Source organism: Dietzia sp. SYD-A1, from assembly GCF_015356725.1.
Taxonomy (GTDB): Bacteria; Actinomycetota; Actinomycetes; order Mycobacteriales; family Mycobacteriaceae; genus Dietzia.
In genome coordinates this window covers 1-9,291 of sequence record NZ_JADDKI010000651.1, presented here as the reverse complement: position 1 = coordinate 9,291, position 9,291 = coordinate 1, and the positions used below count along the sequence as shown (strand labels likewise).

6 protein-coding genes and 1 pseudogene are annotated in these 9,291 nt (G+C 66.4%); 3 read left to right on the top strand and 4 right to left on the bottom strand.

The features are described 5' to 3' along the window. Positions 1-423: 423 nt before the first annotated feature. Complete coding sequence (locus tag IY392_RS18220; RefSeq protein ID WP_061917422.1) at positions 424-999, bottom strand: ParA family protein; 576 nt, start codon at positions 997-999, stop codon at positions 424-426. A 1,400-nt stretch (positions 1,000-2,399) separates the two neighbouring features. Here IY392_RS18220 and IY392_RS18215 point away from each other — a divergent pair. Continuing rightward, positions 2,400-3,701 (top strand): hypothetical protein, encoded by a 1,302-nt coding sequence (locus IY392_RS18215; RefSeq protein WP_194861988.1) that lies wholly within the window; start codon positions 2,400-2,402, stop codon positions 3,699-3,701. A gap of 28 nt (positions 3,702-3,729) precedes the next feature. On the opposite strand, the gene mobF is transcribed toward IY392_RS18215, so the two are convergent. Next, complete coding sequence (gene mobF / locus IY392_RS18210) at positions 3,730-7,269, bottom strand: MobF family relaxase (RefSeq protein WP_194861987.1); 3,540 nt, start codon at positions 7,267-7,269, stop codon at positions 3,730-3,732. A gap of 316 nt (positions 7,270-7,585) precedes the next feature. Between mobF and IY392_RS18205 the strand changes: the two genes are divergently transcribed. Together IY392_RS18205 and IY392_RS18200 are read left to right on the top strand one after the other, a co-directional pair. After that, entirely contained in the window at positions 7,586-7,894 is a 309-nt protein-coding gene (locus IY392_RS18205; protein ID WP_182641918.1) for a hypothetical protein, read from the top strand. Between the two features lie 148 nt (positions 7,895-8,042). Next, positions 8,043-8,450 (top strand): hypothetical protein, encoded by a 408-nt coding sequence (locus IY392_RS18200; RefSeq protein ID WP_309234213.1) that lies wholly within the window; start codon positions 8,043-8,045, stop codon positions 8,448-8,450. 77 nt (positions 8,451-8,527) lie between these two features. Here the strand turns inward: IY392_RS18200 and IY392_RS18195 are convergent, their stop codons facing one another. Both IY392_RS18195 and IY392_RS18190 read right to left on the bottom strand, forming a co-directional pair. Then, entirely contained in the window at positions 8,528-8,851 is a 324-nt protein-coding gene (locus IY392_RS18195; RefSeq protein ID WP_182641920.1) for a hypothetical protein, read from the bottom strand. 141 nt (positions 8,852-8,992) lie between these two features. After that, a pseudogene (locus tag IY392_RS18190) lies at positions 8,993-9,291 on the bottom strand (hypothetical protein); the annotation flags it as partial.

The following is a 9,291-nucleotide window of genomic DNA, read 5'->3' as shown; positions in this document are numbered from 1 at the left end:
GCACTCCGCCGTACTCTCGGCGCGCTTCGAGCCATTACTGACCCATGCTCCTAGGCGCCCGTGCTCGATGCTCGCACCGGACTTGCCTGCCAGCCTGAGGATCACGACCTCTTCGGTGGCCGACACCGTTAGAGGTATATACCTCGATCCGTTTTTACCGACGACGGTTTTCACCTCTGCGAAACTACTCAGGAAGTGCGTTTCGAATAGCTGCCTCGATAAACTCAGACACGGTCTCCCCTTGTTGGATGGCCGCGATCTTGGCTCTCCGGTACACCTCAACATCAAGCGCTAGAGATGTCTTCGTACGCCGAGGACCGGCCGGACGTGCGGCTTCAGAAGCGGAGAACGTTTCCGAGACTGGCCGGATGGGAGCTGCGGCCCGTGGGCGCAAACTACGGCTCACCGGTTCCGATTTGCCACTCATTTAGTCACCTCTACGATCTCGTCCATCAGGTCTCGATAGCCGAAGAAGCTTGTTGGACTTGTGCCGAATGACTGGCGTATCGCCTGTCGCTTCCCAATTACATTTTCGAATACGAACACCCCTTCCGATTCAAGGGCCTCCTTTGTGAGCTCGAGCAGCTTAGTGCCGAGCTCAACGCTCGTCAGAAGGACGCCAGCTGGCTTATGTGCAGCAGCCTCCAACGTCGGCCAGACGCGCTGGAGGTCCAACCCAGACGGCGCAGTGGGGACCACGACAACATCAGCCGCATCGATCGCGGCCTGGATGATGTCAGCAGCACCCGGAGGCGTGTCGATCACTGTGATGTCGCTACTAGATGCGCGCGAAAGCGTGATCTTGTTCGCGGGCGAGACTTGAAACGGCAAAGGCGCACTCCCCTCCGTCGCAATCTCAGCCCAACTAGTGGCCGACCCCTGAGGGTCCGCGTCTAGCAACTCAGTCGACTTGCCCTGCGCGCTCGCGACCGTCGCTAGGTAAATGGCGGTGGTCGTCTTACCGACGCCACCCTTGGTGTTAACTACCGCAATCTTCAAAACCCGCTACACCTCAATCTTTCTATACCTCGATACCGCTGTACCTATTGTGGTCATCACCTTGATACCAAAACTGCAGCACAGGAGCGCGTCAGCCACGCCGGACATCCCGAGATACCATTGGATCGATAACGGTACATCAGTAATCACCGTTAGACCGGTACTGGTGTTGCGGTGTATACCGGTGTAGGTTTTGCGGTATACACCGCTGCGGATGTGTCGCAGCCGCTGACCGTCTACAGAGCCGTAGGCGGCGCCAAAAACTCCACCTCACTTAGGCGTGTCGATCGGATTTGTGGCGCCAAGTGTGGAAGTTTTCCTCCCATGGCGACGAAGCAGCGGGGCCCCGGGCGACCGTCATTCGGCGAGCGCATGCGCGTGCCCGTCCGTATGGCCCCTGAGGTGTACGAGGCACTTCGGGTCGAAGCCAGGTCTAGAGGCGTCTCGATGTCTCAATACTTGTCTGACCTCGCCGCCATCAATCTTGGCCTGCCCGAGGCCGTAGTTCCACCTGCAGATGAGGAGGCAATTTCAGCGTGAAGCGGTGGCCGGCCCGCGCCCGGCCAACAGTTGAACACCCCGCAACCCTGAAATGACTGATCCCGGCCCACTGGCAGGTGGACCGGGATCGAAAGTCAAGAGTTCGAGTTACCGCTCAAACTCGGTGTTGCTCACCAATTAGGAGAGCTGTGCTTCCAGGCACCTCTCAGAGTAAGTCATACCCATCGGATGGTCCAGTCGATCCGATCGGCGTGTCTCACTCTGACCGTGACAACCTCATATCCCTCGATTCCACCTGGTGGTGGGACTCTGTGGTGTGCGCGTGGAGTCCGCGCCCGTATGTGCGTGTCGACTCGCACAAGGCGCATACCTTCGCCGCCACCAGGCGCCTCACCGACGGCGCGCCGGGGGAGGGGACGCCTTTCGCGCTGCACCTAACCGATGAATCGGGCAAGTTTCGGCTCCTCGCCCTCGATTTCGACGCCCACCATGCCGGCTCAACCGCAGACAAAGACCTTGCAGCGTGCACGGCTGCCTTGACTGCCGCGGACATCGAGCACCTGGTGTGCTCGTCAGGACCTGGTGGGGGATACCACGTATGGATCCGGCTGAGCACCGCCATCTCCCCGCACCGCCTGGCACCGCTCATCGACGCTTTCTGCGCCATGTGGCCCTCGCTGGATCGGGGCCCGCTGTCCAATTCGCGCACGGGTTGTGTCCGCGCCCCGGGCTCACCCCACCGCTCCGGCGGCACATCGGTACCCCTGACAGATCCGCATATCCGCCCGGTGTCCCTGCGAGCCTTGCGCACAGTACTCACGCAGCTGACACAACCCCCTCAGACCAATGGCACCTCCACCGCCGGTACTGGGATCGCCCCGGTTCCTGTGCACGTCGATGTGCAAGGCCATCCGTACCTCACCGGGCCCAAACGCCCCCTGAACCCACAGATCCGTGCCCTTGCCCGCGCCCCGATCACCGACCGCACCGATGCCTCCGCGGTGGGGTGGTCGATCCTGTTGGCCTGCGCCCACGCGCGGATGCAGTACCGCGACGTGCACGAGGCCGCTTTCACTGACCGTTGGCCCGGTCTGGAGTTTGTCCGCACCCACCGCACCAGTGCGGGGGAGCGCACCCCCCGATTCGACGCGACAGCTGAGTTGGCCCGCCAGTGGGCCAAAGCCGTCACCGCAGCCAGTTACACCCAGCCCACCACGGCAGGACCCTCGCCTGCCCGCCGAGCTGCCGAAACCACTGTCGCCGACCTGCTCACCCGTATGGACGCCCAGCCCTGCCGGTGGGCTGGCAAGACCGGAGCCCAGGACCGCCTGGTGCTCCTGGCCCTGGCAGCCCGCACGTTCGCAGCCGCGGCTAGCGAGGTGCACCTGTCCGAACGCGACTGGGCCCTCGCCGCCGGCCTGACCAGAGACGCTGTCGCCGACCGACTGAAAGTCCTGGCCCAGCAGGGCTGGGTCGCCCGCGTGCAGCGAGCGGCCGGCCCCTGGGCGGCAGTGTGGCGGATCGTTAGACCCGGGGGCGGGGAGCAAAGAAGTGGCGCAGTATTTACCCCGGAGATGCAGAGCCAGCTTGATGCTGAGCTCGAGTGCGCCCGCGCTGATATCTGGCACGCCCGCCCCCTGGGGGTGTTGGGCATGCGCGTATGGGCCCACATGGCCGCTGGTCGCCTGTCGGTGCGTGAGCTGGCGACCAGGTTGGGGGTCTGTCCGGCGACGGTACGTAGCAAGCTGCGCGCGCTTCGCTCTCTGGGGTTGTGCACCGCCGATGGCCGGGTGTACCGGAGTCGGGCGCGGTTAGCGCGAGCCGCTATTGCTGCTGGTGTCGACGGTGCGCACGCCGATCGGGTGCGCTTGTACCGACTGCATTCGGCGGTGTTCGTGTGGTGGTTCACCACCCGACATCAGCCGCAGCGCTCCGACGCGCTGGCCGAGTGGGGCGATTTTCCCAATCCTGATGAGGCGGAGCAGATCCACCCGACCGACATCGCCCTGGCCTACGGCGCCACCTCGACCGGTCCGCCAGTATCAGCCACCACCTGGGGCGCGGCGATGGCTGCCCAAGACCTTCATCGCGAGGCCGACCCGGACAGTTGGTGGGAACTAGTCGCCGCAGCCCGCGCCGCCCTGCCCGCCCCCGACATGCTGCTCGCACCCCACCAATGGGCCCGCACCACCGCAGCCTGACCACTGGCGCCGAACGAGTCGGGTCGAGTCACCACAGGTCGGGGGAGGAGTCGGGAGTTGGCCCCCACGGCGAGCTCGTCGTGGGATGGGTGTCCGGGCCGGGTTCATGTTCTGCAGTGCGGGATGCGAGGTACGAGTCGACAAAGTCCTCGGCGGTGAAGGACACTGCACGGGCTACCGCCTCGGAGGCAGGATCGGCGGTAAGTGTGCGATGGGTTTCTGCAAGCCAGGTGGTCAGTTCGGTGTCGCATCCCGGGGCCGCGGGTGGGGGAGTGGGCAGCGCTGCGGTGTCGGTGGTCTCACCGGTCGCGTGGCGTATCCGGTGGGCGATGACCGCTCCGGGTTTGTTGGCGGTGTCGAGGGTGTCGGTGGCGTTGTCCCATTCCTCGCGGGGGTCGAGGCCCCTGGTTGCTGCTTCGGTCCACGCGCCTGCGAGGGCCTGGTACTGGTCGGGGTCTGCCTCGACCTGGTGGGCGTAGGCACGGGGGAGTGCGTCGATGTAGGCAGGGAGGGTGGCTGCGGCAAAATCGCGGGCGGCAAGGTCAACGCCGTGGCGGTAGAGCTGGGCGAGTCGTTCGTCGCTGGTGGCGCTGGCGTACTCCTGGCGCAGAGTTTCGGTGGCCGAGGCCTGGTGGGTGTCGCGGGCCAGAACGCCAGTCAGCACCTGCGTCGGTGTTGGGGCGTCGTGGTCGCCGGCGGAGTGCATGTGTGCGTCCTCGGCGCCCGTGTCGAGGGCGGGTTCGCACACGGCGTAGGCGCGGTTTTCTCGTCTGCCGCGGGTCATGGCGACGTACAGGCCGGCACGGTCCACCGAGGTGTCGATGACGGCGTGGACGGTATCGACGGTCGCGCCCTGCGCGCGGTGGATGGTGGCCGCGTAACCGAGGTGGATGCTCTTGCCGGCGTAGCTGGCGGGGATTGCCATGGCCTGCCCGGTGGAGGAGTCGCGCACCCCAAGTGAGCCGTCGCCTGCGATGCCGGTGACGGTGAACAACTGTCCGTTGATGACCCGTCCGAGGTAGGTGCGGTCACTGGTGTACAGCGTGGAGTTGGTGCGGGCGATGACGGTGTCGCCGACACCCACGACATCGCCGCGAGCGACCCTGGTGGTGTGTGCGTCGTCGACTAGCCCGTGGGCGATGCGGCTCGAGCGGATCACTTCGTTGAGGGTGTCGACGTCGGCGTTGGTGGAGGCAATGATCAGCGCCTGGCGGCCAGCGGCTGTGTCGGCCAGGAACGCCTGAGCGGCTTCGGTGAGCATCTGCTCCCGGTGCCCGCCGCTGATCCATCCGCGCTCGCTGTAGAGGGCCAGCGCGCCGGGATCGCCTTCGCGAAGGGCGAGGGTCGCGTCGGCTTGATCGGTGTCTGCGCCCATGCGCATCACCTCCCGGAGCTGAGGCGTCCCTGGGGTGCTGGCCAGGTCGGCGAACAGCCCCCCGGTCTCGACAGCAGCGAGCTGCTTGGGGTCGCCGATCAGTCGGAGAATGGCCCCAGATTCGGCGGCGATCTCAGTCAGCGCGGCCAGGTTTTCGGTGCTGGCCATGCCCGCTTCATCGACCAGAAGCATGTCGCCGGGGCGGATCATCACGGGCAACGCGTCGAGAGTCTTTCCGGGCAGGTTCGGGTGCCGACCGAGCCAGGTGAAGGTCAGCGAGTCGATGGTGTGACAGTCGGTGCCGATGTCGACCGCGAGGACGCTCGCCGCTGCCGCGGAAGGAGCAAGGCCGATAACCGACCGGCCGGTTTGCTGCCAGGTGCGGGCCACGACCTTCATGGATGCGGTCTTGCCGGTTCCGGCCGGACCCACCCCGGCGGCCAAAAGCGTTCCGGCACCAATGAGGTGCTGCGCCAGAGCGGTCTGTCCGGCATTGAGGGACCAACCCTCGGCGTCCTCGTGCGCCTTCAGCGCACGGTCGAGATCGGCGCGGGTGGCGATCACAGCAACCGGGGTGCCAGTCGCCTCCAGGGTGACGGTCTCGGCGTCCAGCACTGCCTGAGTGGTGAACTTCTCGGCGCCTGCGTGCCGGTCCACACCGGCCCCGCTTGGCCCGATCAGAGGGCTGGGAAGGTCCAGAATCTCCGGCGGGGTCAGCTCGATGACGAGTTCTCCCATGGCGGTGGTCATGACCTGTTCGTGGGCCCAGTCCAGGGCCTCGGGGGCCTCGAATCGGTAGCCCTTGAGCGCGGTGGATACGGCGGTGTCGATGTGGGAACGGCGGAACTGTGCCCGGCGTGCGGTCACTGCCGCCACCGCCTGCTCGGCCACCAGGCGGGCGTGGACCTGGGCGTCGAACAGCTCCCGCGACACCTGGCTCCGACCCTGCCCGGTGACCTCGCCAACCACGCTGTCCACTGCGTGCGTGCCGACGACTTTCTCGGCCATCTCCCGCCAGGTGGCGCGGTGTTCGGCCAGGGATTGGGCGGGCTTCTTGGCGTCGCGGGTGCCGAGGATGGCCTTCTGCCACAGGGCGTAGGACGCCCGCTGGGAAGGCTGCCGGCCATTGGCCACCACGTACTCCGACACCAGTCGGTCATAGACCGGTCGTGCCAGGGCTCGGCGAGAGGAAAAGGCGTCGATCAGGCGGCGGTCGATGCCCTTGATCTCCCAGATCGGCGCCTTGTCCGGGTGCGGGTAGTGGGCCTGGAACTCCACGCCCATGCGGCGGGTGAGCTTGTCGTGCAGGATCGCGTCATACCGGGCGGAGATGGCTTGGTGCATCTGATGGATCGCACGGGAATCCAGCGACAACCAGCGCCCGTCGGGGGCTTGGACCTTGTTGGCCAGCAGCACGTGGGAGTGCAGGTCCGGGTCCCCGCCACGGGTGTCGAAGTGGGTGAACTCAGCCGCGATGATGCCGCCCGTCTTAACCTGCTTGATGCCGCCCGTGCCGACCCTGGTGTAGATCGCGTTATTCTCGGCCCACGCCAGGGTTTCGGCCACGGCTTCGTGGTGCAGGGAAGCCACTTGAGAGGCCGTCTTTTCGTCGGCGAGCGCCCACAAGACGCTGACACTTTTCACCGGGGAGAACGTGAAGTCGAACCCGGCGACCGCTTGCTTGACCTGGTCGCGTTCCCGGTTCACCCAGGCGATGACGTCCTTGCCGGAGGCGTGTTCGTAGCCGAACGCATCGCGATAGAACGGGCGTGCGGTGCTCTCGGCGATCTGTCCTCGCTCGTCGGGGGAGGGGCGTCGACCTTCGACTGCGAGGAACGACTTCTCGGCCGCAGCGATGGCTTCCAGGACGTCGACCCCGCCGGTGTAGATCGGGAAGGAACGGCCGAGCTTGCAGGCCGACAGGCTGCGGCCGTCGGCCATCATCTGATCGGTGTCCGGATGCAGACCTTCGCCGTACAGAGCGGCCATCTGCGGCTCGGTGACCACGGCGCCGTCCACTGCGTTCTCGGAAGCCAGGCCTGCCAGTCCGCTGCCAACCCAACGACCTGGTGGGGTGCCCTTGGCGGCGTAGTAGTCCGACAAGGCCATGCCCTGCGGGTCAGCATCGTGAGTGGCGACCGAGCGCAGCAGGTACTGGTATCCAGTACCCGCATGGACCGCCCGGAGACTCATCACACCCACCAGCGTATGCGGACCGAATCCGCGCGTCTATGCGTCACAGCGCACGGCGCTGTGACCAGGAGGTTCCCGTCGTTCACTCGTAGTGCCTACTGTGTGTGGCAGTTTGTGACGAGCGACAGCGAGGATGATTTAGCACGGCCAGGGCTAGATGTGGTGCGGCGATCGGGGACCAGGACGGCGCGACGATGACGGCGGCATGGTGGTTGGGCATTGCGGCGGCGATGGGTGGACCAATAGGGTCGATCACATGGCGGCTACCAAGACTGATTCACGTTCACAAACCGCACGCGCGAGGGCTCGTCAGGCGATGGCCGACGAGCTGGAGCGGGCACGCAAGCGTGAGGCCAAGCTGGTCGCGGTGTTCTCGGCGATCGACGCCCGCGATGACGCGCAGATCGCCCTCGGCGATGCGCTGGTCGAGCTTCGGGACCTGGGTGTGGCGCAGGCGGACCTGGCGGAGATGACCGGACTGTCCGCCCGCGAGGTCGGGGCGGCGATCCGCGCCGCCAAGGACAACACCACCGACACCGACGACACGGTCAACGATGCGGCCGACAGTGACACCACGGCGGCCGGCCAGACACCCGCGGACACCAACGGTGAGCAGCAGCCCTGAGCCTTCCTCGGACCGGTGGTTCGAGGACATCCCGCTCCCGGGAATGGACGCCCGTCCCCGGCCCCGGCCTGCCGCGAGACGGTCCAGGCCGTACGACTCGACACTGCCGCCAACCGAGGCGGCGATTGCCGCGTTTGGCTCCCGTGTCGTGCGCGCCCCGGGCAATGGGTGTCACATCTGGACCGGCGCCATCTCCGACGGGTACGGACGGATCACCTGGCGACAAGGCGGCGTCAGCAGAACCGAGTACGCACACCGCTTCGCCCTCCTAGTCGCCGGCCACCTGACCGCCGAGGCGATCGGGGAGCACCGCTGCAACGAACCCCTGTGCGTGCGCGTAGACCCCGGCCATCTCATCGCCTCAACCCAATCGGCGAACCTGCTCTACGCGGTCGCCTGCGGACGCACCGGCATCATCCGCAACACCACCGAACGCCACGACCGCCACGCCCGCTCCCTCGCCGTCCGCGAAGCGGTCGCCGGCGGCTGGAACCCCAAGGCTTACGCCCAAGCTTGCGGCAACACCGCACCACTAGACGAGCCCCCACTGTTCTAGACTCGGACACCACACACCAACAGCAATGGCCCCACCACTTCGATGGGGCCATTGCTGTATCGGTCGGGTGGGAAGTGTCAGCGGGCTTCCGCGATGCGTCTTTGGCGGCGCAGCTGCCAGTAGCGCGGAATCGTCCACCGCAACGGCGTCTTGTCGATCACCACACGTGCCAGACGCGACCGATAATGCACGTCATTGCGGACCGCGAACGACCAGTGCCCGACGAACCATGCCACCATCCCCAACGCCATCACCGTCGGCGCCCAGGAGCTCGACTGCACCGCACCACAGAACCCGATCACCGCGCAGATTCCCCCGATGCCGCGTGCCAACGGCGGCACCAGAAGCGAGGCCACCGCGACCATCGCCACGGCCTGTATCGCGGTCTGCACGTCCCACATGACACCCCTCCCGTGTTGGCGTTCGTCCCGTTACATCCCGAACTCAACCGGCGGAGGTCCGAGCCACTTGGTCAGTGCCTGTCCTGCTTTGTCAGTGTGCTCGCCCGGCCCGACACGACAAGGCCACCACGGTGCGGATCGCTACTTGTCCTCGTCGGCCTGCCCGGAGGAACGAAACGCGTCCAACAGTTCACGCAAGGTGTCCGAGGTGGCCTCGGCGCGCACCCGGGCGCGGTCGGCCTCCTCGGCCTGGACGCGCGCCTGCTCTGCCTGACGCTGCATCGTCTCGAGTTGCTGGCGGACCTGGGCCAGCTCGGTGCGCAGCTGCTCGGCGTCCCGGACCGCCTCATCTCGGGCCGCGTCGGCGTCTGCGTGTTGCGCGGTGGCGGTCTCCGCCGCGGCGAGAGCGTCGGCCTCGCCGGCGCGCGCGGCATCCAGGG